We start from the raw sequence: 25,636 nt of genomic DNA on the forward strand, positions 1-25,636 counted from the left end.
AGAGCAACATGACCGAAGATCAGATCACCGAAGAGGTCGAAGCCGAGCCGGAAGCGGCCGAGGTCGCGGAGCCGGCCCACAAGCCGACCAAGGACCAGATCCGCGCCGTCATGGACGCGGCTGGCGATCGCGCGCTGCTGCGGCGCGAGGCCACCCTGGGCAGCTCGGCAGCGCGAAACAAGCTGCTCCAGATGGCGCACGGGTCTCCGGCTGAGGAAGTGCTCCGCGCGATCGATTCCGCCGAGGTCGAGCACCTGCGCGAGCTGCTGGCCGCCACGGAGGCTGAGCGAGACGCGGCGCGAGCTGATCTCGAGGAGTTGCTCGCGGCTCCGCCGATCGATTCCGCCGAGGTCGACACCGAAGCGGTCGAGGGCGAGACCACCGACTGATGGCTTCGGTGTTCCGCAAGGCCGGCGCGCGCGTGCCCGCCCGGGGGATCCCGGGTTGGGCGCGCGTGGTCGGCCGCAATCGCCCCGCAACGGTCATCCCTGACCGCGGGCGCCTGTCGTTGCCGATCGCCCTACTCGACGGCAAGGGTCCGACGTTCCCCGCGTCCGCCTTCGAGATCCCCGACCCCTCAGCGCTCTACAGCCTCGGCGTCTCCAAGGCCGGCGGCGGCTCGACCACTTGGAGCTCCGAGCGCGGCACCGGGGACATCGCCGTGCAGCTCGCCGAGGGCGGCCTGGGCTCCTGGCCGGCCGCGGGGACCGCGCCGAACCTCACGATCACCATCGCCCTAGCTGGCGGTGGCTCCCACTCCTGGCCCCTGTCCGTCGCGTGATCGTCCATGGCTGACCGCAAACCGCTCTACAGCGTCGACGAGGTGGGCCCCGCCGAGTTCGACTCCACCGACACGATCGGCGTGGTCGACGGCGGGACCGGCGCGGTGGACGCGGCCGGCGCCCGCTCCAACCTGGGCGCGGCGGCCGCGGCGGACCTGACGGCGGCCGAGGGGGACATCACGACCCTGCAGGCCGACGTGGCTGCACTCGAGGCCGAGGCTCCCCGGTCGGAGCTGGCTGGCACCGAGATCGACTTCACGGCCACGCGCCGGAGCTACTTCAAGACCCTCGCGTCGGACACCACGTTCACGATCGCCGCCAGCCCCCGCCAGGGCGCGGTGGTCTTCCTGGAGTTGGACGGGGACTTCGAGGTCACCCTGCCAGCCAACGTGGTCCCCACTGAGGGCAGCTACGACGGCTCGGGCGGCACCACCACGCTCCTCGAGTTGCGGTGCGTCTCCAACGCCGGCGGCGCAGTGCTGTTCGAGGCCCGCTTTCGGCGCTTCACCCCGGCGAAGACCGGGCTCATCTTCCGCCAGGTGATCCCCGCGCTGTTCGACGACGGCGAGCACGCGAAGAACGCGAACCAGGCCAGCGGCAGCCCGAGCACCGAGACTCTCTTCTCGCGGCTGTTCGATCTGGAGAGCTACCGCAGCCCCCTCGACGGCCTCTTCCACTTCCGCCTGGTCTGGCCGTCGCTGTCCAAGTCGGTCTCCTGGACCCAGCTCTCGAACCCGCTCGACACCTACGAGGTCGTCGATGGCTTCACGGTGGGCTCGTCAACCGGTGGCGCGGACGCCGCGGAACTCGACGGGCTCTCCCAGTCTGTCTACGGCGCCGCCCTGCTCGACGGCATCAGTGACCAGAACATCGTGATCGGCAGCGGCCTGGTCACCGGGTCGAGCTTCATGGTCGGCATGACCGCGCCCGTCACGGCCAACATCGCCGCGGTCGGCTCGAACAACGTCAACCCCGCTGAGCCCAGCGTGAACACCGACATCGTCGAGCTCTACGTCGACGCCGCCTAACATGGCTGGATCCAACCTCCTCGACCTGCCGAGCATCGGCCAGTTCCCGCGGGCCTTCGCGCACGCCCTCGCCCGCCATGGCGCCACCCCACGGCGGGTTGGCGTGACCCTGTGGGGCCAGAGCAACATGGGCGACGGCGGCAACTCCGGCCCCGTGATGGGCAGGCCCGGCGAGCCCGACGCTCTGGACGAGCGGGTGTTCTACCTGTCTGCCGCCGGCAACGTGGTTCCCGCCAAGCACCCGGTGCACGAGATCCCGGCCGCCCTGGCGATCGGCCCGGGCCTGGCGCTGGGCAAGACCGTCGCGCAGATGCTCGGGGGCCAGACGGACGTGGTCCTGATCCCGTGCGCGGTCGGCGGCACCGGCTTCGCGGCCGGCGACTGGACCCCGGGAAGCGGCGACGAGTTCAACGCCGCGGTCACCAAGATCAACGCCTTCCTCGCGCTGGAGGGAGCCTACCTGTTTGGCTTCGCCGGGATCCTGGGGGAGGCGGATGCGGCCGCCGGCGATGCGGCGATCAAGGCTTTCCTCGGCAACATGGAGGGTTTCATCGACGCCGTCCGGGGCGCGACCTACCTCAACAACGACGTTCTGGGCGGGCACGACTCCAAGCCCTTCGTGATGGCGACGGTGATCGAGCAGGCTGCGGGGCGCAACCGGATCAACGACCGGCTGCGGCGACTGGCCGCCACGCGCGACCACTACGCCTGCGTCGAGTGCACAGACCTCACCGACACCCCGGACTCGACGCACTACGCGCCGGCTGAGCTGCGGATCATCGGATCCCGCATGGGCGCCGCGCTGTTCCAGGCGCAGGGTCGGCAGGTGGCGCACCCGGCGGCCCTGATGCCGGTTCCGACCCCCTCGATCCGCATCTACGCCAACGCGGCCACCACGGCCTTCGCGGACATCCAGGTCGAGGACAACCGGAACAACGGGACCCCCGCGACCCTGACCAACGTGACCGGCTCCGGCGCAGTCGGGGCCAACGGCGACGATCGGGGCAACTGCATCTTCCTCAACGGCGTGGCGGCCATCGACGTCAACAACTTCACGCTGCCCAGCGAGGGGTACACGATCGCCGCGTGGATCGCTCCCACGTTCACGACCACCCAGAACGTCATCATCGTCGGCGTCCAGAACACGGCCACGTTCAACCCGGGGCACGAGTTCCGCCTGCTCTACGACGCGACGAGCACCAACCGCTACCTCAGCGCCCGGACGGCCGGCAACGCCGGCACCGACGGCGTGACGCCTCTGCGCGCTGACCGCTGGCAGCATGTCGCGGTCGTCTCGGTCCCGCTATCCGGCGGAGGCGGCGGCCACCACCGCCTGTTCCTGAATGGGGTCTATCAGGGCGGGCGCGCCCAGGCGGCGACCGCTGACCGCCAGGTGCGCATTGGCGCCAAGGTGCTCGACACGAGTTCGACATACATCGGGTTCATGGACGAGGTCACCTTCTGGGAGGACGCCCTGTCCCCCAGCCAGATCCGTCGGCACATGCTGGAGACGGCCGGCGCGGACCTGCCCTACCCCTCGATCTGATGGCGCTCATCGTCGAAGACGGAACCGGCCTCGCGACCGCGGAGAGCTACCTCAGCGTCGTTGACGCTGATGCTCTGATCGCGTCGCTGGTCGCCGATTCGACTGACTGGGATGCGCTCGCCGAGGCGGACCAAGAGGACGTTCTGCGTCGATCGACCGCCTGGCTCGACGAGACCTTCGGGCAGCGCTACAGCGGGGCGCGGCGCACCAGAGAGCAGGCGCTTCTGTTCCCCCGCGTCGGAGCGATCGAGAACGGTTGGGCGGTACCCGAGGCGGAGATCCCCTCGCAGGTCCAGCGGGCCCTCGCGGTCGTCGCCGCAGTCGTGGCCTCGAACCCCACTGTCTCGATCACCCCCACTGCCAACTCATCGGGGGCGGTGCTGATCGCCGAGGAAGAGGACAAGGTCGGCGAGCTGTCGACGCGCACCAAGTACGCGGGGAGCGGGAAGCTCGACTCAGGCTCGACCATCTCCGAGCTGGGCGCGGCGGGCGCTGCAATGCGCCGGGTGCGCGACATCCTGCGACCGATCCTGGTCCCTGGAAACGTGGCGGTGCGCGGGTGACCGAGCTCGACGACAAGTTGCAGCCGAAGACGCTGGAGCTGATCGAGAGGCTCGGGACGACCGCCCAGCTCACGAAGAAGTTCCACGCATACACCAACGCCGGCGGCACAAACACCGGGTCCACGCAGACCTACACGCTCAAGGTCGGGCCCTTCCAGGGCATCGGCGAGGCGTTCCGGGACAGCACGGCCCTGCTCGAGGCGGACCTCGTCTTCTACACCCCCGGGCTGGATGCCGAGGCAACCTGCGAGCCCGGGGACACCATCAGCGGCAGCGGCGTCACCGGCACTGTGGTCCGGGTCGACCCCCTGCGCTCCGGCGAGCGGATCTCCGCCTTCCGGGTCTTCATCAAGGGGAAGGGCTGATGGCTCTCCGGGGGGTCAAGGCTTTCAACCAGAAGATCCGGCGCGCCGCCAGGGCGATGTCGGAGGAGATCGCTCCGCTGTTCGTGGCCAAGCTCGGGCTCGAGTTGACCCGTGGGGCCGTGCTCAGCACTCCCGTCCGGGCGCGCCAGGTCGACCCGCGGAGCGGCAAGCCCCGCAAGAACCAGGTGGCCGGCGGCACCCTGCGGGGCAGCTGGAACCTCGACATCGGGAGGGCCTCCGACCGCGTGCACCCGAAAGATCCCACCGGGGCCTCGGCCGTGCAGCGAGCGACCGCGGTCGCAGCCAGCCTGCGCCGAGTCGTTCCGCGACTGGTGGTCTCGACCCCGGTGGCCTACGCACCGGTCATCGAGGCTGGCAGGCGGCGCGGCGACGACGGGGTGATGCGCGGCTCGATTCAGGCCCCTCGCGGGATGCTGCGGATCAACGTCCGGCGGCTGTCCAAGTCGATCGCGCCCCTCTCCGTGACCTCCGAGGTCGAAGCCAAGGCCAAGGCCGCGGGGTTCGACTCGTGACGCTCCTGGCCGACATCGGCGCGGAGCTTCGAGCGAGCGTCCGCGCGGCGACGCCCTCGGTGACCGCCGTCGCCTTCGACAACACCCCGCCGCTCGATGCCTCGTTCGTGCCCACCGCGGTCGCCGAGGGCGCCTCCCTGCTCGAGTTCCAGCTCGGATCCGGTGGCGCAGGTGAACCCCTCGGGCTCGGTGCACGGGCGCTGTGGCGCATGGCCGGGCGCGCGACGTTCTCGGCCAGGGTCCCGGTCGACGAGGGCGAGGACGCGGCACGCACGCTCCTGGAGACCGTGACCGACGCTCTCGGGCCCGCCTCGTGGCCGCAGGGCGCAGAGGCTGGCGCCGCATCCATCCAGCCGGGGTTCCTCGACGGCCCCTTCTGGCGCATGGACGCCACGCAGCCCTGGACCGTCACCTACCAGGCGGTCCGCCCCGTGGCACGCCGTCTCGACCTCGGCGGAACCTTCCCCGACATCGGAACCGCGCTCCGCGACACCTTCATCGGGGTGGTCGGCGCGGACCTCGGGCTGACCGTCGAGGTGCCGAACACCGACCCCCAGTCGTCGCTCAACCCGTCCACGCCCTACCTCGTGCTCTTCCCGCTCCCCGGGCAGCGCGAAGCGGTCGCCGGCGACGGGGACTCCCTGGAGTTCGAGGAACTGGGCCTGGTCCAACTCTCCAGCTACTGGCCCCTCTTCACCGGGGCTGACCAAGCACTCGCCGCCGTCGACTCAGTGATCGACCTGGTGCGCGGGCTACGTGCAGGGGCCGTCACCTTCGGCGCCCCCTACTTCGAGACCGTCGGGGTGGACGGCGAGCACTGGAGGCTCGACGTGATCGCCCCCTACACCGCCCGAACAGCAGAGGCCCTCTGACATGGTCACTACCACCTTCCCCCAAAAGGTTGCCAGCGCGAACCGCGTGCGGGTCGCCTACCGCCAGGAGTCAACCTACGGCACCGCAGCCGTCGGCAAGTATCGCAAGGCGCGCTTCGCCGATGAGTCGATCGAGCCGCTCAAAGAGACGGGGGAGTCGAACGAGATCAGCGACGACCGCGCTCCCGGCGAGTCGGTGGTCACGAAGCAGGGCGGCGGGGGCGCAATCAACGGCGAGTTCTCAGTTCACACCTTCGACGACTTCATTCAAGGTTCGTTCTACTCCTCGGGGTTCGCCCAGGCGAACTTCGGCGAGAACGTCACCAGCGCGCTGATCTCCTTCGATACCAACTCGGGCAATCAGCGCCTGGTCGGCCCAGCCGGTTCGGCTGACTACTGGAGTTCGACCGTCGGGCTGGCCTCGAACGACGTGATCCAGGTGCGCGGCTCGGAGGATCCGTCGCTCGACGGGACCTACGTGGTGGTCTCCACTGTGCCCGCCACGGACCCCGACCCGATGGTGGTCTCCCGGATCTACACCACGTTCACGCCCACCGTCCAGGCGGCTGGCGAGGAGGTCCAGGTCGTCAAGGTCGGGACGCTGGTCCTCAGCACGATCACGGTGACCCCCGACGGCGGCGACGCGACGCTCGCGGTCTTCAACGACTCGGGCGCAAACGCCGCCTTCGCCAATGCCGCGGTCGGCGACTTGGTCAAGCTGAGCCGGAACACCGGCACCACGGCGAACGACGTGCTCGCCCGCATCACCGTGGTCACCGACGACGACACGGTGCAGGTCCGGCGGTTCGATGGCAGCAACTTCGCCGCCGACTCCACGGCGAGCTACGTGATCGACTTCGGCGCCGAGGTCTCGAACGGGACCACGGGCAGCTCGTGGACGATCGAGAAGCAGAACACCGATCTCACCAACACGTTCAAGCGCGGCACCGGCCAGATCCCGGACACGATGGACCTGTCGATGAGCCCCGACGGCCAGGTGACGGTCGGCTTCGGGTTCAAGGGCAAGGTGGTCGAGACCAAGGCCGCGACGGCGGCCACTGGGCTGATGGAGGCGGCGTCGAACAACGTCACCTCCGGCTCGCGTAACTGCACCGCGGTCATTCAGGCGGGAGCGGAGTTCATCCTTCGGACGTTCTCGGTCAGGATCGCGAACAACCTCCGGGAGAACGACGCTCTCGGCCAGGTCGGCCCGATCGCGGTTACTGAGGGCGAGTTCTCGGTGACCGGGGAGATCAACTCCTACAAGACCGGCACCGCCAACGGCCTGATCGCCGAGGGCCACCTCGACACATCGCTCGGCTTCATCATCGAGGACGACAACGGCCTTGCCGCCGCGATGCTCGCTCCGCGCGTGAAGTTCGACTCGGCGCAGTCGCCGACGACCGGCAAGAACTCGGACGTGGTCGAGCGGATCCCGTGGCGTGCCGGCAAGCCGGCTTCGGCTGCGGTCCTCACCTACGTCACCTGGATCTGAGCCATGGTGCGCCTCTCCGACTTCGCGCTCGACATGGAGCGCGTGAACCAAGGGACGTGGGTCGACTGGGCCAAGACCGGGATCCGATTCCGGGTCCGGCTCGCCGACTCGCGCGTGGGCTTCCGCGATCGGCTGCTCGAGGGCTACCGGGCGCACGAGGGCTGGCGACGAGAGAACCTGAGCAACCTCCTGGCCTCGCGCTGGATCGTCGACAGCTTGGTCGACGACGAGCGTGAGTTTTGGTCCGCCCTGATCGCCGAGGAGCTGGTCACGGACTGGGATGGCGTGGACGCCGAGGACGGCGAGGGCGCCGAGTCATACACGCCGGACGGCCTTGCGCGGCGGATCTCGACCCTGGCGTTCCGCGAGCTGTTCGAGTTCCTGCTTCGCGTCTCGCTCAACTCCGGCCTGTTCCGGGCGAAGCGCGCGGAGGCTGAGAGGGGAAAGCCCTAGCCCGACTCGACTGGTGGAGCCGCTGGGGTGACTCGCTCGAGAACCTCCAGGCGCTCCACTGGCCGCACGGGCGGATGACTGAGGTTCGCGACGAGTTCTTCGAGCTCGCCCCGGACCCGACCTCCGAAGACCTCGACCAGGTCTTCCGACTGTGCAGCAACTCGCGCGCGTGGAACGGACCGATGCCCCTCCCCTTCCCTATCTCCGAGATCGTCGCAGCCGCCCGCGTCCTGGGAGTCCAATCCCCGGCGCGGGTGCGCGAGGTCGTGGAGACGGTGCAGGTGATGGACGCCCAATGGCGGAACTCGATCCGAAGCCGAGCGGAAAGCGAGGGCGCCGATGCCGACTCTTGAGGCAACGATCGATGCCGCCAAGGCCAAGAGAGGCGCCGACGAGTTCAACCGCGCCGTCGACTCGATGGCCGACGAGGCGGAACAGGCCGGACTCGAGGTCAACAGGCTCGAGGTCCAGACGGATAGGCTCGGCACCACGGCCTCACGCACTGCCGTCTTTGCCACCTCCCTGGCAGTGGCATTCGCGGCATTCGCCGGCGGTCGTGAGGCGGTTCGTACCCTCGCCGACTTCGAGCGTGGCCTGATCGGGGTCGGGAAGACCGCCGACCTCGAGGGTTCTGCCCTCTCCGCGCTCGGGGACGACATCCGCGACCTGTCGCGCGAGGTGCCGGCGACCACGGCCGAGCTGCTCGAGATTGCTCAGGCTGCCGGCCAGCTTGGGGTCAAGGGGCGCAGCGACATCCTCGCCTTCACGGAGACCCTGGCGAAGCTCGGGGGCGCCTCAGACCTCGCAGGCGAAGAGGCTGCCCAGACCCTCGCGCGGCTGCTCAACATCACCGGCGAGAGCGCCAGTGAGGTCGGACGCCTCGGATCGGTGATCGTCGCCCTGGGCAACTCCCAGGCGGCGACCGAGTCCCAGATCGCGCGGTCCGCGTCGGAAGTTGCGAAGGCGACCGCGGCCTATGAGGTCTCCTCGGCTCAGGCTTCGGCGCTCGGCGCGGCCCTGGCTGCGTTGGGTGTCCAGGCCGAGCTGGGGGGATCCACGGTTGGCCGCTCGTTCCGCGCGATCGATGCGGCCGTTCGCTCCGGCGGACCGGCGCTTGAGGCTCTGGAGAGGCTGACCGGCCGCGGAGCCGCTGACCTTCAGGTCAACTTCCGAAGCGATCCGGTCGAGGTCTTCCGGGACCTGATCCGCGGCCTACGCGACCTGGGGAGAGAGGGGGGTGACGCAACGGCTGCCCTGGAGTCCATTGGACTTACCGGGGACCGGCTGCTGGCGGTAATCCCAACCCTCGCCCAGGGCTACGACGTCCTCACCAGTTCCCTAGCGACTGCGAATGCGGAGGTCGAGAACGCCACAGCCCTGGACAAGGAAGCAGCCAAGGCCGTCGAGGCGCTGTCCAACCAATGGAAGCTCCTCGGGAACTCCGTCGAGTCCTCCGTTACCCAGTTCGGTGACTCCACGGGGGCCCTCTCTGACGCAGTGAGGCTGACCCGGGAGGTCGTCGACGAGGTGGCGGGGCTTGACACCCGCAGCTCGGGCGCTTCGCTCAGCGTGGAAGCGCTTGCGACTGCGGTCCGAAGCCTCGGCGGCGCGCTGGCGGGAGTTGCGGTCGGCGGCGGGATCCAGGCGCTTGGTACCGTCCCTCGCGCGCTTAGTTCGGTCGCACGAATCGCGGCTTCGAACCCCTTCGTCGCTCTCGGCGCAAGCGCAGGCGCGCTGGCTGGGCTATTCGCGAGCGCCAGCGCCGAGGCGCGGGAGCTGAGCGAAGAGCTGGAAGGGGTGCTCAACACCGGGGATCAGGTCGAAGCCTTCTTCAGAAGGTTATCCGACCTCGAGGTTGGAATCGGGCGCGCTGAGACGGAGGGGGACCTCGATCGCCAGCTCGAGAAAGCGAAGCAGGTCCAGGCCGAGCTGACCCGATTTGCCGACTCGCTTGCGGCCGCGTCGGCCCCCGACCGCCTTTCCGTCTCCTCCCTCAGGGGCGAGGGGATCAGCGGAGAGGTTCTGGACCAGGTCCTGGACGCCGCAAGGATCGACTTCGCGCAGAGGTTCAGGGACTTCTCGAGCAGCGTTGCGGAAGACCTGGCAAGCGAACTAGAGGGGGTCGCAAGTGGGGCCAGCCGACGCATCTCCGACCAGTCGATCGACGGCGCGCTGACTCTCGCCGATCAGCTCACCCGGACGCTCGGACTCGACGCGCTCGATGCGTCAGGCGTCGACCTCTCGCCCGCCGTGAATGCAGTTCGGGACTTCACGGAACTCGCTGACGAACTTGAGGTGGCGAAGCGTCGCATTCGCGATGCAAGCCTCGAAGACGACGGCGCCGGTCGGCGCGCTCTCATCAGCAGCGCCACGCGCGACCTTGAACGGCTGCGACCGGAGCTGGCACAGGCGGCGCAGGGGCTCGCCGAGGTGGTCCAGGCCAGCTTCGACGGAGTCGAGATCGGTGTCGTCGACAAAGATACGGTCATCGAGACTCTGGACGCCATCCGCCCCGAGGCGACAGCTCGGGTCGAGGCGCTCACCAGGGACCTCGAAGAGCGTGCCGCGGCCGGTGGAGAGCAGGTCGGAGGCGCTCTCGGGGAGAACATCAAGAGCGGGCTTGAAGGCTCGTTCGCAGCAGGCAGCGCGCGCCAGTTCCTGCCGCTGGAGCGCTTCTTCGCTGGGCTCCAGTTCGAGACCGCTCTAGCCGGCGAGGCGGCAGACGCGCAGAGCGACCTGCGAGCCGCCAGGGATGGCGCCGCGGCTGCGTTCCAGAGCGGCCGCCTCGACCTGATCCCACAAAGCATCCTCCAGGCGATCGCGCTGACGCGGCTCCAGACCGAAGCCGAGCGCGAGCTTGCCGAGCAGCGGGCGGAATCGGCTGACCTGGCGCTGGCTGCCCAGCCCAACGACAACAGGGCCGCCGCCTTCGAGGGTGAGGTCGACCGGTTCAGCCGATCGCTCCAGGAGCAGTTCGAGCTCGTCGGGAAGTCCCGCGAGCAGCAAGAGGAGTTACTCCTCATCCGAGACCTCAACTCCCTGGCGCTCGCCGCCGAAGCTGAGGGCCTGGACGCCGTCGCGGTCTCGATCCGAGGGCAAGAGGATGCGATCGTCAGCCTGCTCCAGCGGCTCCAGGACGAGCGCGCCGCGGCCGAGCTGGTGAACCAGATCAGCGAGGGCCTCGCCGGCGCCGGCACCGACTTCGTCGACCAGTTCATCGAAGACCTGGACCGCGTCGAGGACGCGCTCGAGGTGCTCGCGAACCGCGTGCGCCGGATCTTCCTGGAGGCGCTGCTGTTTGACCCGCTCGACGACTTCCTGGGGAGTTTCCTCAAGGACTTCTTCTCGGGCTTCGGGTCAGGCATTGGTGGCGGCGGCAGCAAGGGCGGCAGCTCGTTCCCAGGAAGTGCCGCCAACTCAGGCACCGGCGGAGTCGCCGGCGGCGGCAGTTCGTTCCCTGGAAGCTCGGCCAACTCTGGCTTGGTGCTGAAGTCGCTACCAGCCCCCGAGATTCCGCCAGGACTGCCAACAGGTCCAGGGTTCGCCACTCCCGGCAGCTTCTCGGGTGCAAAGGCCGGCAGCTCCTCAACCTTCGTGGTGAACGTGACTCAGAACTTCAGCGGCCAGACCGACCGAGCCACCGTCGACTACGCCGCCCAACAGGTCGGCAAGCGCGCTCGTCGCGCAGTCAGGGAGGGCCGCTAGATGGCGTTCGACGAAGTCGTGTTCCCGCTGACGCCGAGCTACGGCACCAGCGACTCGGTCGACCACGGCGGCGACCACTTCCAGTCGAAGGGCGGGCGGCTGTTCTACGTCGCGCACTCGGGAGACCCTGTGCGGCGCTGGAACCTCCAGCTTGATCGGCGGCAGAAGACCGAGATCGCGAACCTCTCGCGCTTCATGCTCGCCAGGCGCGGCGGGCGCAACGGCTTTCGCTTCACCGATCCCCGGGACTACACGACGAACCAGGACGGTCGAAGCGCCTACGGATACCTCGACACCCTCATCGGCATCGGGGACGGCTCAACGCGCGCCTTCCAGCTCCTCAAGAACTACATCAGCGGGTCGTCGGCAGTTTCCCGGATCATCACCAAGCCGGTGCCCAGCGAGTTCGCTGCGGGCGTCAACGGCGTGCTCACGGACCCCTCGGACTACTCACTCGACGCCACCACCGGCATCGTCACCTTCGACACGGCGCCCAGCCTCGGCCTCGCGGTAACCGCCGGCTACGAGTTCCACATCCCGGTCTCTGCCGGTCCCCAAGCAGACCGCGGCTTCGGCGTCCAGTTCGACGCCTACAACTCCGAGACGGGCGTCGACCTGGACCTGATAGAGCTGCTTCCCGAGGACGCTACGCAGCCGCTGACGATCGGTCACCGAGGCTCGACTACCAGCGACAACCCGAGCGGCTACGTCGCGGTCGAGAGGCTCGGCCCGCTCGTCTGGGAGATCACCGACAGCAGCACGACCGGTTGGCTCCTGCCCGATCCTCAAGGGCTCTGGCCTGGTGGCCCGTACTACGCGCTCGTCAATAACTCGGGCACCTCCAAGGCGGTCCAGTACCCCAGCGGCGCCGTGACCTTCGGGGCGGTCTCGGCCAGCTCGGCACGGCGTGTCTTCCTGGTCCGCAACTCGACCACCGGCCAATACACCTGGACCCTCCTGTGACGGTCACGGTCGAACAGTTCGGCAACGCCAGGGACATCACCGACACAGGTGCCGATATCCCCTTGAGCTGGCTGGACCGGGTCGTCGTTGTGCGCGTGCTCCAGGACGATACGGCGACCGTAGTGCTGCCCGCGTGCAACATCGAGGCCGCGCAGTTCCCGGGCTTCTACCTGGAGATCGCCTGCATCCCCTTCGACCCGTCGACGACCACGGCCACGGTCGAGGTCAGGGATGCGGCAGGAGGTCTCGTCACTTCGATCTCCAGATTCAGCGCCCGCTCGCTGTTCCTGGTGACGCCGGGGACGCTCGCCGGATCGTGGTCGGCGACGCCCGGGGGTTCCACGCTCACGAACGCGAGCCCCACCGTCGGCCGGGAGACGCTCGTCGTCGGGGGCTACAACGCGGCCGGGTCGATCTCGGACACATGCTCCAGGTACGACGGGCTGCTACAGGTCTGGATCACCGAGCCGGCTCTTGCGATCGGTCGCGCCGGCGCCGCGGCGTTCTCGCTCGAGCCACCGCTCGGCGGCCTCGGCGCGGACGGCACGGGGCAGGCTTGGGTTGTCGGCGGGCAGGACGCGACGCTCGCGGCGACGAACTACGCCGACACCTTCGAGGCGGGGGTTCGCAACTCCGAGCTGGGCCTTCCGGTGACGACCTACTGGGCCGGCGGCGCAGAGACCGGCGGCAGCACCGGGATCGTCACTCCCGGCATCGGCAACCTGTCCGGCGTCTACGAGGTGTCGAACCCCGACACCAACCCCGTCACCTGGACCGCCAAGGCGAGCACCCCGGTCAGCTTCTCGTCGACCTCGTGCGCGGCGAACACTCGCAGCGCCTCGCCCGCCCGCGTCTACCTCACCGGCGGCAACAGCCCGGCCTCGATCTCGGGCCAGTCGACTCTCGTCTACACGATCAGCGCCGATTCCTGGAGCGCCGACGCCCCGGGTTGGCCCGCGCGGACGCCCACATGGGAGCGGGCCACGACCTGGCTCGATCTCGACGAGCGCCCGGGAATGCTCCTGATCGGCGGCCTGTTCGACTCCACGGGCGTCGCCTACGAGTCCGATCAGGTCTGGCGCTTCTACGAGGCGAGCACCAGCAGCTTCGGCTGGAAGGAACTGCCCTCGATGCCCTTCGGCCGGCACTCGCACGGGACGAGCTGGCAGGAGGCTGCCGGCCGCGCCTACGTGGTCGGCGGCTCATTCACCCCCACGGGGACCACCGACTCGGTCCTCTCCATCGGCCGGGACTGGGCATGGCGGGCGAGCGAGACCCCCATGGTCTCCCCCCGCCGTCAACCCGCAGTCACGGAGTACGCCCCTTGGTAGACCTGGCGCTCATCGAGCAGTTCCACCGCCGCTTCCACACGATCCCCCAGCTCGAGGCGGGCCTGGTCCGGGGCGAGGCCGCGACGCCTTGGGGTGTGCTTCGCCAGCTCGCGCGCGAGGTTGCGGCGCGCCGCGACGGGATCCGCCAGCGGCTTGTCCAGGCCGAGGACGCCAAGCTCGAGTCGGAGGCCGCCGGCAAGAGCCAGCGCCCCGTGCGCGCCACCGTGCTGGCCCAGACGGCCGTCGAGCAGGTGCGGGCCGCCGAGGACTTGGCGGCCGAGATGCTCGCGCTCGCGGGCGTTGCCGACGCGCTGGCTCAGCAGTTCGCGGGGCTCACCGAGGCGGAGATGGCCGAGCTCGACGATACCGAGCAGGCGGGGCGGCTGCTCATGCGCGCCCTCTCGACCCTGCGCCTGACGGGGCGCCCCGACGCCCAAGCCCTCGATCGGGCCTGGAGGCTGGGCCATGCGGGCCGGGGCATGGCTGGCCTGTTGAGCGACCCCGAGGCGCTCGGGACCCACGTCCAGGGCCTCCTCGACCGCCTGGAGAGCGTGCCCAAGACGCAGGCAGTCGAGCGCGCCCAAGCCGTCGCCGCCCTCCGCCAGGAGGCCACCTCGATCGGCTTCCTGCTGCCCCCCATCGACTGATGCCGCTTCTCTCCCTACCGCAGCCGATGCAAGAGATCGCCCAGAGCCGCGTGCAGCGGCCGGCGCTCTGCTACATCGTGGCCCGGCGGGACGGGCAGACCCTCGCGATCACCAACGCCTCGAAGGTGATCCCCTGGAGCGGCTGGCGGTTCATCCCCACGGCCTCAGCCCAGGACTCGGCGGTCGAGCAGGAGACGGGTATGGCCCCGGGCACCCTCGACCTAGGCGGCGTGATCTCCTCGGACCTCATCACCGACGACGACCTCGACGCCGGGCGCTACAACGACGCGCGGATCACGCGCTACCTGTTCGACTTCGAGCACGTCTGGCTTGGGCCGCTCACAACCGACGTCTTCCACGTCGCAACCGTCGAGCGCACGGGCTCCTACTGGACCGCCCAGACCACCAGCCTCGCGGGCAAGCTGGACCGCAAGGTCGGGGGCCGCTACCAGCGCACCTGCGACCACCCGGAGCTGGGAGACCCCGTGAAGTGTCGGGCGGACATCGCCCCGCTGTCGCTCTACGCCAGGGCGATCACGGCCGTTGACGCCTCGGCCGCGCGCAGGGTCTGCACCGTCGACACCGCGCTCGGGTCGGGGTTCGCCACCGACCGCTTCACTTTCGGAAAGCTCATCGTCCGCCGGGGCAACAACCACGGGATCTCCAGGAAGATCGCGGCCTGGAGCGACTCGACTAAGGTCGTCCAGCTCGCGAGCCTCATGCCGCTTCCGCTCGAGGTCGGGGACGTGGTGGACCTGATCGTCGGCTGCGCGCGGGACTTCATCACCTGCCGCGACGACTTCGGGAACGCGATCAACTTCGGCGGCAACGACCGGATGCCCGGTCCCGACGAGATCCTCAAGCCGGCAACCTCTTGAACGACTCCACGCGCATCGCAGCGGCCGAGGCCGCGCTGGGCTACATCGGGACCCCGTTCCACCACCAGGGGCGCGTGCCAGGCGTGGGGCTCGACTGCGCCGGCATCGCACTCGCCGCCTACGCGGCCCAGGGCGTCGAGCTGCCGACGATCGACGCCTACCCGTCAGATCCCCCGCCGGAGCTGCTGCGGACGTGGCTGGAGCAGCTCGCGACCGAGGTCGACGGGCCAGAAGTCGGGGGCCTTGTGCTGCTGCGAGTCGGAGGCCCCTTGGCTGGCGCTCGGCACCTGGGCCTCTTCGTCGATGGTGGGCGGTTCGTCCACGTCATGCGCGACTTCAAGGTCCAGACGCAGGTGCTGGACCCGAAGTGGCTGCGGCGGGTTGACAGCTACTGGAGGGCTGCCTGATGGCGACGATCGCGTTCGCTGCGCTCGGAGCCGTCACTTCCAGCGGCCTCGGCGTTGGCGCAGCAGCCGCACTTCAAGGCGCCTTCGTGGCCGTCGGCGGGATCATTGACTCGGCTTTCGTCTTCCCCTGGCTGTTCCCGGCGGACGACATCAAGGGTCAGAAGATCGACGGGTTTGGGCTAATGCGGAGCCAAGAGGGTTCGCCTGTGGCTTGGGGCCTGGGGCTCGGCCGCGTGGAAGGAACCGTGATCTACAAAGGCCCGGTGGGCGAGATCGTCGAGGCTTCGAGCGTTGGGGGCAAGGCCGGCCCGGATGCCACCAATTACAGATACCAGACGACACTGATCGTATCCCTGATCGGCGACGCCCACGACACCGACGCCACACTCCAGTTGCTCGCCGCAGATGGCGAGCCGATCGTTCAGCTCGGCGGGGGCAGCTTCCAGCAGGGAAGCGACATCACGGCGACGCTCACTTCCAACGGGAGCCCAAGCCCGCTCATCTCGGTATCGCTGACGCTCACAGCGCCCAACGGCGGGACCGATCTCTCGGGCTTCACCGAAGGAGTTATAGCCTCCGTGTCTGGATTCCTAACTGCCGAGCTGAACGTCAGCAAGGTGGTGCAGAGTTCTAGGACAAACGGCGACCTTTCCACCTCCATCGAGTTCTGGGGTCAGGCGGGTGAGTTCGGACCGAACGTTAGCCAGGGGCCTGGCCTGCTCGTCTCGGTGAGCCAGTCGCTGCCGTTCTTCGACTCGTCGGTCGCAACTGACGTGCGCGTCTATTCAGGTGGGGCGGGCCTCTTGGAGATCGACCCACACGTTGAGTCCCAAGTCGGCGCCGGCAATCTCTCGGCATTCTCCGGTCGCCTGCATGTGGTCCTCCAAGGGTTCAACCTGACCCGCTTCGGCAACCGCGTCCCTCAGTTCACCGGGGTTTTCGGCAACTCCCCGTCGTCCACCGAGGCGCTCTTTCGCACATCGATGGAGCGAGGCGGTCTACACAGGGGCGACATGCTGATCGACTTCGGCACTGGAGCGTTCTTCGCTCGTGGGATCATGGCTAGGGGCCCACAGACCACCCGGGCCCTGCTGTCCCAGCTGCTGCTTACCGGATCGGGTGTAATCCGCGAGCGTGGCGGCAAGATCGAGGTCATTGACCGGCCCACCTCTCGCGAGGCCCTGCTGTCCGACGATGACGTGGTGACCAGGATCGGGGCCCAGCGCAAGGAGGGTTTCTCATGGACGCCGCTGGGCGAACTCCGGCGCCCTGTCGAGATTGACCTTTCCTACCAGGACGTCGACTCCGACAACGAAGTGAAGTCGGTCCGCGAGCTGGTCCAGGACGGCACGGACCGCACCGAAGCCGTCCAGGTCGACCTCTCCAATATCGCGCTCACCCGCGAAGAGGCGCGCACGATCGCCTTCCGGATGCTGCACGCCAACGACCAGGCCCAACCGGTATCCGGTGCGCTCCCGCCGAACTTCTGGTGGCTCGCCGCCGGGGATACCATCGGCATCACCCGCGGCGCCGTCGACGTGGACGTGCAGGTGAACGGTCGCCTTCGCGATGTCTCCGGCCTGGTCGAGATCGACGGGATCGAGACCGACAACCCGATCTGGGAGTTCGTGTTGCCCGCGGACCCCGACCCGCCCTCATCGTGACCGAACTCGACCCCTTCCCCAGCGTCTACGCCGTCGCCGTCGAGGTCCCTGACCCGCTCGGCCCGGCGATTCGTGTGGCGGCGGCGGTCACCGAGCGGTTCACGAACCAGGTCGGGATCTACTGGACCCGCACGCCGGGCTCGGGCTACCGCGGAGTCGGGGCCACGACCGGCGTCGGGCGCGTGGGCCGTGCGCTGTCCGTCTTGCCCTCCGCAGACCCGGATCTGTGGGACAACTCTGGCGAGGTCCTGGTGGAGCTGGCGCGCGGCACGCTGGAGTCCCGTCCCACATCCGACGTGGAGCGCGGGGCCAACCTGGCTGTGCTCGGGGGCGAGGTGATTGCCTTCGCCACGGCCGCGCTCGAGGGCGAGCGCACCTACCGGCTCTCCGGGATCGCCAGGGGCCTGCTCGACACCGCGGCGAGGACCGGCACGCACGCGATCGGGGAGCCGTTCATGCTCCTCGACGAGGCCACACTGCGGATCCCGTACCACCCCGACCAGTGGGGCGACGAGGTGACGCTGCGCGCGGTCCGCGCCGGCCGGTCGATCGCGGACGCCCCCGACTTCGCCACGGTCACGCTGGCGGGGGCCAGCGCGCTCCCCAGAGCCCCGGGCGCGCTCCAGGCCACTGAGGTCGCCGGTGGCTTGCAGGTGTCCTGGGCCCGCAGGTCGCGCCACAGGAACCGAGTAGTCGACGCCCCCGCGATGGTTCCGCTGGACGAGCCCTTCGAGCGGTTCGAGATCGAGGTCGCGATGGGCGGCGCGCCGGTGCGCGTGGAGACCGTGGAAGCCGCCACGTCCTGGCTCTACTCGATGGCCATGCAGTTCGAGGACGCATCGGTCCTGGCCACGAAGACGATCAGGGTTCGCCAGCTCGGCGCCTGGGGCCGCGGGCGCCCCGCCGAGGTCGAGGCGGTGCCCGCATGAGTGGCAAGCCGCTGCTCGTCAGCTACAGCCCGCCCCCCGGCCACAGGCGCTGGCGCAAGCCCGGGCCGTGCTCCAACGCGAAGCTTCAGCGCCTGTTCGGCCTGACCGCCGACCAGATGGCGGAGACCTTCGACTCGATCACCCTGCTCGACAAGTGGCCCGGGCGTCGCACCGACTGCCCCGGCACCCTGTGGGCTGGAGAACTGTGGGGCTTGGCTCGCGCGTCGGCGCTGGAGCTCGCCCCCACCCTTCGCGAGCGCCCCATGGTGCTCCTCCTTGGCCGAGCCGTCCGCGAGGCGTTCCGCCCGTGGGTTGGCGAGTCGCCGCGCTTGTTCAAGCCGCGCGCCCGCCACGATCTCGGCACAGTCCTGGTCCCTTGGCCGAGCCCCTCCGGGAGTTCGCGTTTCTGGTGCTGCCCGCAGAACCAGTCGACGGCCGAGGCCGCAGCCCGCGCCGTGATGGCGGCGATTCAACTTCATGGCCAGGAAGCCGCTGCCTGACTCGTGGAAGGCGATCTTCCTCGAGGCGTACGAGCGAGAGCGCACGATGCAGCGGGCGGCTCTTGTCGCGGGCGTGTCGCGGCGCACGGTCTTCAACAGCCGCGAAACGGACTCCGAGTTCGACGCCGCGATCCGCGAGGTCCAGGAGCTGATGCTCGACGACCTCGAGGACGCCGCGATGACGCGGGCGATCGAGGGCACGCTGGATCCGGTCTACTACGAGGGGATCCAGTGCGGTGAGCGCACGAAGCACCACGACGCGCTGGCGATGTTCATCTTGAAGCAGCGCCGCCCAGGCCGCTTCAACCTCGCCCCCGGCCGCGATCGAATCGACGAGCAATCGGACGCCGGGCAGCAGGCTTACGAGTTCGCTTTGTCGCTGCTCAAGGCGCAGGCGGAAATCCGCGAGCGCAACGGCTGCGACGTGATCGAGGGGCCCTCAGAGGAGCCCGAGAATGCGGAAGAGGCATAATCACAAGGGGGCTCCCCGGCCGTCACGGTGCGCGGTAGCTTCGGCCAGACCATGACCGCACGCATCCCCGACTCGATGGACGGAGACCTCGCCCACAACGACCCCGACCTCGTCGAAGAGGTCGGCCTGGCGCTGATGGACGTGGCGCTCGGCGAGGCAGGGGTGAAGGTGGAGATCGACGCCGCGGGCACCCCGCAGGTCACCTGGCCGCGCGACTGCACCGAGCACCTGGGGCGGCTGCTGATCCACGCCCTGCGGGTGCGGATGCTCAGGGTCGAGGAGATCGGATGAGCGCGCCGCTCTGGGAGGTCTGGATCCCCGACTGGCTGCCGCCCGGGCTCAACGGACCCAAGGGTCTGATGCGGATGCACCACCACGCCAAGCGCCGCGAGAAGGGCAAGGCGGCCCTCCTGGTGCGCTTGAGCGGCCACCCGCTGCCGCGGATTCGCCAGCCCGTGCGCGTGGAGTTCGAGCGTCGCGTCGCCCTCCGCCAGCACCTCATGGACTGGGACAACGCTGGAGCCTCGTTCAAGCTCCTGGGCGATGCGCTGGTGTCCCTGGGCGTGCTGGCCGACGATTCCCCGCGGGAGATCGCCGAGTTCCACCCACGCCAGCGCGTGGTGTCCAGGGACCTCGTGGGGACCTGGGTCGGGCTCTACGCGGCCGACGGTGCCGACCTGGCCGCTTGACGCCGTGTCAACGCGATTGACCCCCGGAGGGTTCAGTTCTCGCCAGTGATTCCGTGTTCGCTTCGCCTCGAAGGCTCCGTTCAGGGGGCGACCATTCCGGATTGCCGCCTTGGGCTCCCATCAACTACGCCATGCAGACCTCCGAAGCCCGCGAAGCGGGTGGGTTGCGACCGCTCCCGCTCTCGATGCCGGTGCAGCAGGCTCGCGCCCGCGCCACTCTTGCCCAACTGGATCCGCTTGTCCTGATCGTCCAGGAAGCGACATCGCTCGAGGGGCTGGTCCGGCACCTCGATCACGCACCATTCCCGGATTCCCCCGACTCACGGGTGCTCGCCAGCGCCAGCCGCGAATGGCTCGAGTGGGTCTCTGACGTGGTCGGCGCCCCCCCTGACGATGGGCCCCGCTGGAGCCTGCGCGGCGCCGTGTCGTCTGGAGTGCGCATTGCCGAGCACGCGATCGAAGAGATCCGCGGCGAGCGCCGGCAGCCTGCGGGCCGCTTCTACGCCGGGATCTTGATCCTCGGCGGCGCGATCGGGGGTGGGCTGTTCGGCGGGCTCTGGGCCGGCGGGATGCTTATGGCGCCGGATCCGAGCCCGACTCCGCACGCCGCTTCCCTCTCCCCTGACCCCGAGCTACAACGGCAGGTGGAGTTCCTCGCGGAAGAGGTCCGCGTGCTCCGGTTCCGAATGGAAGCAATCGCGGAGGTGGCGCGCGCCCAGACTGGAGTGCGCACCTTCGACCTGGGGCAGGAGTAAGCAATGTGCGGACCGATCAGGATGACCTACGCGGGCGGAACGCCGTCTGCAACGTTCGAGGTCGACAAGGGAACGAAGACCACCGAAGAGTGGATTGCGGCCGCGTTCAACACCCTCCAGCTCTCGGCGCCAAGCGACACCACTGCGCTAACCGCCCAGTGGTGCTGCGACGGTGACGACCAGGTTTGCCCGCTGACTCGCAACCCGGGCGAGACCTACATCAACTTCTTTCGCCGCTTCAAGGAAGAGGTCGAGGGGAAGATGGCTGACTGCCCACCCGAGGCGTAGCTCCACCCTTGCGCCTCGTCCTGATCGAGTGGCTTGACTCGTTCGGCTGCGCGTCTCGGTGGTCCTTCATCGAGGAGCCGGAGTCACCGCCCGAGCCGAAGGTCTGCCGCTCCGTGGGGTGGCTCGCGCACGATGGCGAGACCTGCAAGGTGATCCTGCCCCATGTCGCGTTCGACGACGGCGAGCCCGAGCAGGCCATGGGCGACATGACGATTCCAACGTGCGCAGTCGTCAGAATCGTGGATTTGGTGGAGGGGGCGGCCTAGGCGCTACCTAAGAGGCGCGGTCCAGGCGAGTTGCGCCTCCGCTGCTTGATCTAGCTCGATCAGGAAGGCTTCGGTAAGCCAAGCGGGCATGACCACGTCGAAGTCGTGGAGGCCGCGCAAGCGCAGGCGACAGTCGGCCTCCGCCCAGTCTTCGACCACTTCACGGCTGATCTGAGCCACGCCGCTACCGTAGTAGTTGCCTCCTCCGGCGTAGCGCTTGCTGGAGCCGACCATTCGAAGCGGCCCGAGGCCGTATGCGTCAATCCCGGAGACTCGCGACGCGCCGGGCGTCGTGACGGAGAGGAGCAGCATTGGTTCCGAACTCCTCGACAGGTAAGGCCGACTCGCCGAAAGGCTCACAGATGCAGAGCTATGCCCGTGGTCGACCGCGACCGGAGCCTTTGAGTCGAGATGGGAGAAGAACTCGAGCCGACGAGGAGACTCAACCCTTAGGGATCCGTCAAACTCATCGACAGCCCAAGTGGTGTCGGTGAACCGATTGGACTCCTTCGCCTGCATCCTCCAGTTCCATTCTCGGCGCTGTGATTCGCGGTCCAGGCGCTCCTGCTCCCGCTCAATTGCCCGCGATTCCGAGGACTGTCGATAGACCGGGCCGATGCAGCCGCAGGCGACTGCACTAACAAGCGCGACGGCAATGGTCTTCCTCACCTCTCGTTCTCCCTCTCCCGGTCGTAGAAACCCTCGGGCGGAACGTAGTTGTTCGGCCCGATGTCGAGCAGGCGCCGGTACTGGAGGCGCATCCCCTCGAGCGTGTCCGTGATGGCCTGGATCGCGATCGGGCGCGTCTCGGTCTCGAGCCGCTTCTCCCAGTTGCCGATCAGGTTGTCCGCCAGGTCAACCGCTTCCTGGAAGGGCCGCGGGTCGCGGGGCGCGGTCTTCGCGAGCTCGGCCGCTTCGTCCTTGGTGTGGACGCGGGAGCACTGACGCGAGCGGAGATGGGCGGGCAGGTTGTTCGGCGTGATCGGGCAGAGGCCGCAGACTGGGCAGACGAGCCGGTAGCGGACGGCGGAGCGCCGGCCAGCCTTCCCCCCCTCGCGGTTCAGGTTCTCGACCTTACCGCTTAGCGGGTCCTGGCTTGCGCTTCCGTCACGCGCAACCATCGGAATTGCCTCTTGCTCCGCCATGCGTCTTCGCGATAGGTTCAGCTCTACACCAGCTCCAAACCAGCCGGGTTGCAGCGGCAGCCGCGCGCCGCTCTGGGGCTGATGTCGGCATGGTAGCACGCTTGCCCAGGAACGGCCCCCGATGACACACCGAACCACTTCCCGAGAGATCGTCGACCAGCTCTCCCGGGCCCTCATGGGCCTCATCGAGAGCCGCCCGTGCCCCATCGACGCCCTGATCGCCGACTGGCTGGCCTACCGCACCCCGGACATCTCGGCCAAGCACGCGGCCCAGACGAAGCAGCGTCTGGACACGCTCCTGGCCGATCAGCGGGCCCGATTCAGCGCCCTCCAGCTCCCGCCGCTCCTGGACGCCTCGTCGCTCCGAATCGACCTCCTGGACGCCTACCGGGTCGATCAGCTCTCTGCGGGTGTGGCCCACGCCACGGTCCGCCAGTACCTCGCCCACCTCAAGGCCGTCACCCGCTGGGGAGCCCGCAAGGGCAGGCTCGAGGTCGACCCGATCGCCACGCTCGAGTTGCCCTCGGCGAGCCGCCGAAACCAGAAGCGCCCCCGCGGCACGTTCACGGTGGACGAGGTTGGAACCCTCTTCGCCGCGGCGCGGGCCCAGGACGATCGGGCCCAGCGCGACCGGCGCAGCAGCCCCGCGATCCCCCAGCGTCATCTGGTGGTCGTGGCCTCTTACGTCGGCGCCCGGCTCGGGGCCTTCCGGCAGGCGGTGTGGCAGGACTGGGTGGAAGCTGACGCGCTGCTCCACCTGCGCGCCGAGGCCGCCAAATCCCGCGAGCAGTGGCCGATCCTGCACCTGCAGGCCCAGGCGGCCCTCGCCGAACTCCGCGGGATCCACGTCGCCCAGCTCGGACACGCGGCCCCCGGCGGCCTGATCTTCACCAGCCGCCGCGGCGCGCGCCTGAACGAGCACAACGTCAACCGCTGGTTCAACGGGCTGATGCGCTTCGCCCAGGTCCCGAAGGTGGACGGCGCAGGACGCACCCGGAGCTTCCACTCGCTGCGCCATTTCGCGCTGACTCGAGCGGCTGCCCAGGATGTCCTGGCGGCCCAGATGCTTGGGGGTCATGCGTCAATCCGAACCACTCAGGGCTACCTTCACCACGGGGAGAGCGCCGTCCGGGCGATGATGGACAGCCTTCCCGCGATCGCGGAGCAGACGGGAGAAGGTTTGACCATCCCCCACGCATCCGCTGCTCAAATCGAGGCCGCCGCGGGGGTAGACTCGACCCCCATGCGGCTCCAGGGTGGTAGCGGTGGACGGACTCGAACCGCCGACCCGCGGATTATGATTCCGCTGCTCTAACCAACTGAGCTACACCGCCCTTGCGAGCGCGAGACGATAGCGAGCGGGCTGGGCGAGGGTCAAGAGCGACCCGGATGGCGTGTTCGCGTCCCTGGGGCCAGGGGACCCCTGAAGATCGCGATTCGATTCGAGTTTTGTAGGGAAACCCTGCCGGTTCCCGAGTCCGTCGGCGTTTCTCCTCTCGGTGGCCTCGGTCCCCCCGCGACGCTCCAATCCGTCCTGGGCCAAGCCGACCACCTCTGGGTCGGGACCCTTCCGAGGGCCCCGACTCCGGGGGAACCGATATGGGAGAGCCGAGGCGCGTCTCGCACCGAGCGAGGCGCGCCTCGGTGTTTCGGGCCCTTGCTCGAACCAGGCGCGTCGACGAAAGACGTGCGCGCGAGGCGAGCTGCCCCTGATGGGTCAGGCTCCGAGGGGACCACCGGGCCTGAAAGCGTGCGCCGTCAGCTCTGGGGGTCGCCGCCGCCCGGCTCGCCGGCGGACTCCACGTCCGGTGCGCCGTCCCCACGAACCGTGTCGTAGCGCAGGGAGCGCTCCTCCAGCACCTGCCCGGTGTCGCGGCAGTAGATGCCGCAGCTCTCCACCGGGCGCGCGTAGACGTGCAGGGAGGCCGACCTGTGGTGCGGGCTGTTGCGGATCACGTGCAGACCCAGGCCGTCGTCGATGAAGGCGGGCACGGCCAGGTCGAGGTCCAGGGTCCCGACCTTCTGCACGGAGCCCGCGGCGTCCCGCCGGAAGCGGTCCTCGGCGATCTGCCCATCCAAGAGGGTCATCCAACAGCTCTGGCCGGAGTGGTCGTGGAGGTCGCTGGCCAGGCCGGCGTTCCAACACAGGAGCAGCAGCTCGAAGCGCTCCGTGCGGGCCAGGAGGTGGCGCGTGTAGCCGACTTCCGCGAAGTGGGCGTGGGCCCGCCAATCGTCGGCCTGGCGGGCGTACTCGGCGATGATGCCGGCGATGGCGGCCTGGCCCCCGGGACGTTCGAGTTCGCGACCGATGGTCGAGGCGAGTTGGTCGATCGAACTGCTGCTCATGGTCTGGGGGGCTGCGCCAGGGTTGGGGAGGGCGCGGGTCGAGTATAGCCCCCTGGCGGACGGTGGGCCGAGGTCGCCGTCAGGCCCCACCGGGCGGGTTGGCGCCTGACAGACCCTCTCCACGTCGCTCACGCGGGAAGATCGCCCAGGGGACCCTGGGGTCCGCCCACCCGGACGGCCGAGTAGGGAAGTCCGTGAGCGTCGATCCCTCCCCCATCGAGCGTCTGACCGAGTCCCTCCTCGTCGCCACATCGGCGGGAGATCGGGACAGGGCACTCCTGGACGCGGCCACCAGCCTCTGCCTGGCTTCCTGGGCCGAGCTCTGGCGCCGCGTGGACGGCCCCGATGGCCCTGTGTGGATCCCGATCCTGTCCCGAGGCGAGCTCGACGCGGCCCCGGACCGGGGCCTGGTGCGCGAGACCCTCGCCGGACGCTTCGGCGGCGGCCTGCCCAACCGCGGCTTCGTGGTGCGGGACGACGACACGGCCCTGGCCCTGGGCGAGGTCCGGGCCACCGGACCCGAGTTGGACGTCCTCGAGGGGCTGTTGATCCTGCGCGCAGCGGTCGACGCCCCGGGCGTCAGTTCGATCGAGGCCCTGGTCGCCCCCAGCCCAGCTCTGCTGCGGATCGGGGCGCGCTTCTCGGTCCAGGCCACCCGCGCCCTGCTCGACCCGACGGTCGACCTGGTGCTCGAGGGCGAGCCCGAGGGTGCCGAGCTCGACGTCGGCGCCGAAGCCCTGGCGGCCCTGCTCCTGGATCTCGGGTCCGTCGTGCGCGGCGCGGGCCCCGAATCGGGCCTGCGGGTCACGCGCTCCGGAGCGGCCGGACCATGGCTCGAGTTGGTGGCACGCCTGGCCCGCAGGGGTTCGTCCGACGACCCGCGAGCCGAGGAGTTGCTGGCCCGCGCACGCCTGCACGGACTCGACGCGGAACGCGACGACGACGACTTCGGTACGACGCTCACACTGCGTCTCCCGATCGTCAACCGCGACGCAGCATGACGCCTGGATGAGC

At 69.1% G+C, this 25,636-nt stretch carries 30 protein-coding genes, 1 tRNA gene and 1 pseudogene; 28 read left to right on the plus strand and 4 right to left on the minus strand.

Features of this window, described 5'->3' with window-relative positions; genetic code table 11:
• Positions 1 to 8: 8 nt before the first annotated feature.
• The 26 genes from Pla133_RS13575 to Pla133_RS13700 all read left to right on the plus strand — a co-directional run bounded on the left by Pla133_RS13575 (position 9) and on the right by Pla133_RS13700 (position 21,131).
• Positions 9 to 389: a hypothetical protein gene (locus tag Pla133_RS13575; protein WP_145066080.1), complete on the plus strand. Its 381-nt coding sequence runs from the start codon at positions 9 to 11 to the stop codon at positions 387 to 389.
• Positions 389 to 781: a hypothetical protein gene (locus tag Pla133_RS13580; RefSeq protein WP_145066082.1), complete on the plus strand. Its 393-nt coding sequence runs from the start codon at positions 389 to 391 to the stop codon at positions 779 to 781. The genes Pla133_RS13575 and Pla133_RS13580 overlap by 1 nt, the downstream gene beginning before the upstream one ends.
• Positions 782 to 787: 6 nt before the next feature.
• Positions 788 to 1,810 (plus strand): hypothetical protein, encoded by a 1,023-nt coding sequence (locus Pla133_RS13585; protein ID WP_145066084.1) that lies wholly within the window; start codon positions 788 to 790, stop codon positions 1,808 to 1,810.
• A 1-nt stretch (position 1,811) separates the two neighbouring features.
• Positions 1,812 to 3,356, plus strand: a complete 1,545-nt coding sequence (locus Pla133_RS13590; protein ID WP_145066086.1) for a sialate O-acetylesterase — start codon at positions 1,812 to 1,814, stop codon at positions 3,354 to 3,356.
• Positions 3,356 to 3,919 (plus strand): DnaT-like ssDNA-binding protein, encoded by a 564-nt coding sequence (locus Pla133_RS13595; RefSeq protein WP_145066088.1) that lies wholly within the window; start codon positions 3,356 to 3,358, stop codon positions 3,917 to 3,919. The genes Pla133_RS13590 and Pla133_RS13595 overlap by 1 nt, the downstream gene beginning before the upstream one ends.
• Positions 3,916 to 4,284, plus strand: coding sequence for a hypothetical protein (locus Pla133_RS13600; protein ID WP_145066090.1), 369 nt, complete (start codon positions 3,916 to 3,918; stop codon positions 4,282 to 4,284). The genes Pla133_RS13595 and Pla133_RS13600 overlap by 4 nt, the downstream gene beginning before the upstream one ends.
• Entirely contained in the window at positions 4,284 to 4,817 is a 534-nt protein-coding gene (locus Pla133_RS13605) for a hypothetical protein (RefSeq protein WP_145066092.1), read from the plus strand. Before Pla133_RS13600 ends, Pla133_RS13605 begins: the two co-directional genes overlap by 1 nt.
• On the plus strand, positions 4,814 to 5,689 hold the full coding sequence (locus Pla133_RS13610; protein WP_145066094.1) for a hypothetical protein: 876 nt from the start codon (positions 4,814 to 4,816) through the stop codon (positions 5,687 to 5,689). The genes Pla133_RS13605 and Pla133_RS13610 overlap by 4 nt, the downstream gene beginning before the upstream one ends.
• A 1-nt stretch (position 5,690) precedes the next feature.
• Positions 5,691 to 7,184: a phage tail tube protein gene (locus Pla133_RS13615; RefSeq protein WP_145066096.1), complete on the plus strand. Its 1,494-nt coding sequence runs from the start codon at positions 5,691 to 5,693 to the stop codon at positions 7,182 to 7,184.
• A 3-nt stretch (positions 7,185 to 7,187) separates the two neighbouring features.
• Positions 7,188 to 7,637, plus strand: a complete 450-nt coding sequence (locus tag Pla133_RS13620; protein ID WP_145066098.1) for a hypothetical protein — start codon at positions 7,188 to 7,190, stop codon at positions 7,635 to 7,637.
• A gap of 74 nt (positions 7,638 to 7,711) precedes the next feature.
• Positions 7,712 to 7,990 (plus strand): hypothetical protein, encoded by a 279-nt coding sequence (locus tag Pla133_RS13625; RefSeq protein WP_145066100.1) that lies wholly within the window; start codon positions 7,712 to 7,714, stop codon positions 7,988 to 7,990.
• Positions 7,991 to 8,054: 64 nt separating this feature from the next.
• Positions 8,055 to 11,342: a phage tail tape measure protein gene (locus Pla133_RS13630; RefSeq protein ID WP_419192450.1), complete on the plus strand. Its 3,288-nt coding sequence runs from the start codon at positions 8,055 to 8,057 to the stop codon at positions 11,340 to 11,342.
• Positions 11,343 to 12,305, plus strand: coding sequence for a DUF2460 domain-containing protein (locus Pla133_RS13635; protein ID WP_145066104.1), 963 nt, complete (start codon positions 11,343 to 11,345; stop codon positions 12,303 to 12,305). It abuts the gene before it with no gap.
• Positions 12,302 to 13,636 (plus strand): Kelch repeat-containing protein, encoded by a 1,335-nt coding sequence (locus Pla133_RS13640; protein WP_145066107.1) that lies wholly within the window; start codon positions 12,302 to 12,304, stop codon positions 13,634 to 13,636. The genes Pla133_RS13635 and Pla133_RS13640 overlap by 4 nt, the downstream gene beginning before the upstream one ends.
• Positions 13,630 to 14,283, plus strand: coding sequence for a hypothetical protein (locus Pla133_RS13645; protein ID WP_145066109.1), 654 nt, complete (start codon positions 13,630 to 13,632; stop codon positions 14,281 to 14,283). The genes Pla133_RS13640 and Pla133_RS13645 overlap by 7 nt, the downstream gene beginning before the upstream one ends.
• A complete protein-coding gene (locus Pla133_RS13650; RefSeq protein WP_145066111.1) occupies positions 14,283 to 15,161 on the plus strand; it encodes a DUF2163 domain-containing protein in 879 nt (292 codons plus the stop codon). Before Pla133_RS13645 ends, Pla133_RS13650 begins: the two co-directional genes overlap by 1 nt.
• On the plus strand, positions 15,158 to 15,568 hold the full coding sequence (locus tag Pla133_RS13655; RefSeq protein WP_419191508.1) for an NlpC/P60 family protein: 411 nt from the start codon (positions 15,158 to 15,160) through the stop codon (positions 15,566 to 15,568). The genes Pla133_RS13650 and Pla133_RS13655 overlap by 4 nt, the downstream gene beginning before the upstream one ends.
• On the plus strand, positions 15,568 to 17,232 hold the full coding sequence (locus Pla133_RS13660) for a phage tail protein (protein WP_145066115.1): 1,665 nt from the start codon (positions 15,568 to 15,570) through the stop codon (positions 17,230 to 17,232). Before Pla133_RS13655 ends, Pla133_RS13660 begins: the two co-directional genes overlap by 1 nt.
• The gene (locus Pla133_RS13665) at positions 17,229 to 18,161 is read left to right on the plus strand and encodes a GTA baseplate fiber-binding domain-containing protein (protein WP_145066117.1); all 933 of its coding nucleotides are present in this window, start codon (positions 17,229 to 17,231) and stop codon (positions 18,159 to 18,161) included. The genes Pla133_RS13660 and Pla133_RS13665 overlap by 4 nt, the downstream gene beginning before the upstream one ends.
• Positions 18,158 to 18,661, plus strand: coding sequence for a hypothetical protein (locus Pla133_RS13670; protein WP_145066119.1), 504 nt, complete (start codon positions 18,158 to 18,160; stop codon positions 18,659 to 18,661). The genes Pla133_RS13665 and Pla133_RS13670 overlap by 4 nt, the downstream gene beginning before the upstream one ends.
• Positions 18,639 to 19,133: a hypothetical protein gene (locus tag Pla133_RS13675; RefSeq protein ID WP_145066121.1), complete on the plus strand. Its 495-nt coding sequence runs from the start codon at positions 18,639 to 18,641 to the stop codon at positions 19,131 to 19,133. The genes Pla133_RS13670 and Pla133_RS13675 overlap by 23 nt, the downstream gene beginning before the upstream one ends.
• A gap of 51 nt (positions 19,134 to 19,184) precedes the next feature.
• Complete coding sequence (locus tag Pla133_RS13680; protein WP_145066123.1) at positions 19,185 to 19,424, plus strand: hypothetical protein; 240 nt, start codon at positions 19,185 to 19,187, stop codon at positions 19,422 to 19,424.
• Positions 19,421 to 19,822 carry a hypothetical protein gene (locus tag Pla133_RS13685; RefSeq protein WP_145066125.1) on the plus strand — a complete coding sequence of 134 codons (402 nt, stop codon included), beginning with the start codon at positions 19,421 to 19,423 and terminating at the stop codon, positions 19,820 to 19,822. The genes Pla133_RS13680 and Pla133_RS13685 overlap by 4 nt, the downstream gene beginning before the upstream one ends.
• Positions 19,823 to 20,007: 185 nt before the next feature.
• The gene (locus tag Pla133_RS13690) at positions 20,008 to 20,577 is read left to right on the plus strand and encodes a hypothetical protein (RefSeq protein WP_145066127.1); all 570 of its coding nucleotides are present in this window, start codon (positions 20,008 to 20,010) and stop codon (positions 20,575 to 20,577) included.
• A gap of 3 nt (positions 20,578 to 20,580) precedes the next feature.
• Positions 20,581 to 20,865 (plus strand): hypothetical protein, encoded by a 285-nt coding sequence (locus Pla133_RS13695; RefSeq protein WP_145066130.1) that lies wholly within the window; start codon positions 20,581 to 20,583, stop codon positions 20,863 to 20,865.
• 8 nt (positions 20,866 to 20,873) lie between these two features.
• On the plus strand, positions 20,874 to 21,131 hold the full coding sequence (locus tag Pla133_RS13700) for a hypothetical protein (RefSeq protein WP_145066132.1): 258 nt from the start codon (positions 20,874 to 20,876) through the stop codon (positions 21,129 to 21,131).
• A 3-nt stretch (positions 21,132 to 21,134) separates the two neighbouring features.
• Here the strand turns inward: Pla133_RS13700 and Pla133_RS13705 are convergent, their stop codons facing one another.
• Together Pla133_RS13705 and Pla133_RS13710 are read right to left on the minus strand one after the other, a co-directional pair.
• Positions 21,135 to 21,443 carry a hypothetical protein gene (locus Pla133_RS13705; RefSeq protein ID WP_145066134.1) on the minus strand — a complete coding sequence of 103 codons (309 nt, stop codon included), beginning with the start codon at positions 21,441 to 21,443 and terminating at the stop codon, positions 21,135 to 21,137.
• 353 nt (positions 21,444 to 21,796) lie between these two features.
• Entirely contained in the window at positions 21,797 to 22,276 is a 480-nt protein-coding gene (locus Pla133_RS13710; RefSeq protein WP_145066136.1) for a hypothetical protein, read from the minus strand.
• A 175-nt stretch (positions 22,277 to 22,451) separates the two neighbouring features.
• On the opposite strand from Pla133_RS13710, the pseudogene Pla133_RS13715 reads away from it, so the two are divergent.
• Positions 22,452 to 23,330: pseudogene (locus Pla133_RS13715) on the plus strand (tyrosine-type recombinase/integrase); the annotation flags it as partial.
• Between the two features lie 203 nt (positions 23,331 to 23,533).
• On the opposite strand, the gene Pla133_RS13720 reads toward Pla133_RS13715, so the two are convergent.
• Together Pla133_RS13720 and Pla133_RS13725 are read right to left on the minus strand one after the other, a co-directional pair.
• A tRNA-Met gene (locus Pla133_RS13720) sits at positions 23,534 to 23,610 on the minus strand.
• A 424-nt stretch (positions 23,611 to 24,034) separates the two neighbouring features.
• Positions 24,035 to 24,622: a cysteine dioxygenase gene (locus Pla133_RS13725; RefSeq protein WP_419191509.1), complete on the minus strand. Its 588-nt coding sequence runs from the start codon at positions 24,620 to 24,622 to the stop codon at positions 24,035 to 24,037.
• Positions 24,623 to 24,816: 194 nt separating this feature from the next.
• Here Pla133_RS13725 and Pla133_RS13730 point away from each other — a divergent pair, with 194 nt between their 5' ends.
• The gene (locus tag Pla133_RS13730; protein WP_419191510.1) at positions 24,817 to 25,623 is read left to right on the plus strand and encodes a hypothetical protein; all 807 of its coding nucleotides are present in this window, start codon (positions 24,817 to 24,819) and stop codon (positions 25,621 to 25,623) included.
• Positions 25,624 to 25,636 lie beyond the last annotated feature (13 nt).

The organism is Engelhardtia mirabilis (assembly GCF_007748095.1).
GTDB lineage: Bacteria > Planctomycetota > UBA1135 > UBA1135.

Bases quoted from the DNA above. Each gene is read 5' to 3' on its own strand.
- Pla133_RS13580 (WP_145066082.1), top strand. From the start codon at position 389: ATGGCTTCGGTGTTCCGCAAGGCCGGCGCGCGCGTGCCCGCCCGGGGG.
- Pla133_RS13690 (WP_145066127.1), top strand. From the start codon at position 20,008: ATGCCGGTGCAGCAGGCTCGCGCCCGCGCCACTCTTGCCCAACTGGAT.
- Pla133_RS13620 (WP_145066098.1), top strand. From the start codon at position 7,188: ATGGTGCGCCTCTCCGACTTCGCGCTCGACATGGAGCGCGTGAACCAA.
- Pla133_RS13590 (WP_145066086.1), top strand. From the start codon at position 1,812: ATGGCTGGATCCAACCTCCTCGACCTGCCGAGCATCGGCCAGTTCCCG.
- Pla133_RS13675 (WP_145066121.1), top strand. From the start codon at position 18,639: ATGGCCAGGAAGCCGCTGCCTGACTCGTGGAAGGCGATCTTCCTCGAG.
- Pla133_RS13575 (WP_145066080.1), top strand. From the start codon at position 9: ATGACCGAAGATCAGATCACCGAAGAGGTCGAAGCCGAGCCGGAAGCG.
- Pla133_RS13670 (WP_145066119.1), top strand. From the start codon at position 18,158: ATGAGTGGCAAGCCGCTGCTCGTCAGCTACAGCCCGCCCCCCGGCCAC.
- Pla133_RS13725 (WP_419191509.1), bottom strand. From the start codon at position 24,622: ATGAGCAGCAGTTCGATCGACCAACTCGCCTCGACCATCGGTCGCGAA.
- Pla133_RS13635 (WP_145066104.1), top strand. From the start codon at position 11,343: ATGGCGTTCGACGAAGTCGTGTTCCCGCTGACGCCGAGCTACGGCACC.
- Pla133_RS13605 (WP_145066092.1), top strand. From the start codon at position 4,284: ATGGCTCTCCGGGGGGTCAAGGCTTTCAACCAGAAGATCCGGCGCGCC.
- Pla133_RS13695 (WP_145066130.1), top strand. From the start codon at position 20,581: ATGTGCGGACCGATCAGGATGACCTACGCGGGCGGAACGCCGTCTGCA.
- Pla133_RS13630 (WP_419192450.1), top strand. From the start codon at position 8,055: ATGGCCGACGAGGCGGAACAGGCCGGACTCGAGGTCAACAGGCTCGAG.
- Pla133_RS13595 (WP_145066088.1), top strand. From the start codon at position 3,356: ATGGCGCTCATCGTCGAAGACGGAACCGGCCTCGCGACCGCGGAGAGC.
- Pla133_RS13585 (WP_145066084.1), top strand. From the start codon at position 788: ATGGCTGACCGCAAACCGCTCTACAGCGTCGACGAGGTGGGCCCCGCC.
- Pla133_RS13650 (WP_145066111.1), top strand. From the start codon at position 14,283: ATGCCGCTTCTCTCCCTACCGCAGCCGATGCAAGAGATCGCCCAGAGC.
- Pla133_RS13685 (WP_145066125.1), top strand. From the start codon at position 19,421: ATGAGCGCGCCGCTCTGGGAGGTCTGGATCCCCGACTGGCTGCCGCCC.
- Pla133_RS13680 (WP_145066123.1), top strand. From the start codon at position 19,185: ATGACCGCACGCATCCCCGACTCGATGGACGGAGACCTCGCCCACAAC.
- Pla133_RS13710 (WP_145066136.1), bottom strand. From the start codon at position 22,276: ATGGCGGAGCAAGAGGCAATTCCGATGGTTGCGCGTGACGGAAGCGCA.
- Pla133_RS13705 (WP_145066134.1), bottom strand. From the start codon at position 21,443: ATGCTGCTCCTCTCCGTCACGACGCCCGGCGCGTCGCGAGTCTCCGGG.
- Pla133_RS13615 (WP_145066096.1), top strand. From the start codon at position 5,691: ATGGTCACTACCACCTTCCCCCAAAAGGTTGCCAGCGCGAACCGCGTG.
- Pla133_RS13660 (WP_145066115.1), top strand. From the start codon at position 15,568: ATGGCGACGATCGCGTTCGCTGCGCTCGGAGCCGTCACTTCCAGCGGC.
- Pla133_RS13625 (WP_145066100.1), top strand. From the start codon at position 7,712: ATGACTGAGGTTCGCGACGAGTTCTTCGAGCTCGCCCCGGACCCGACC.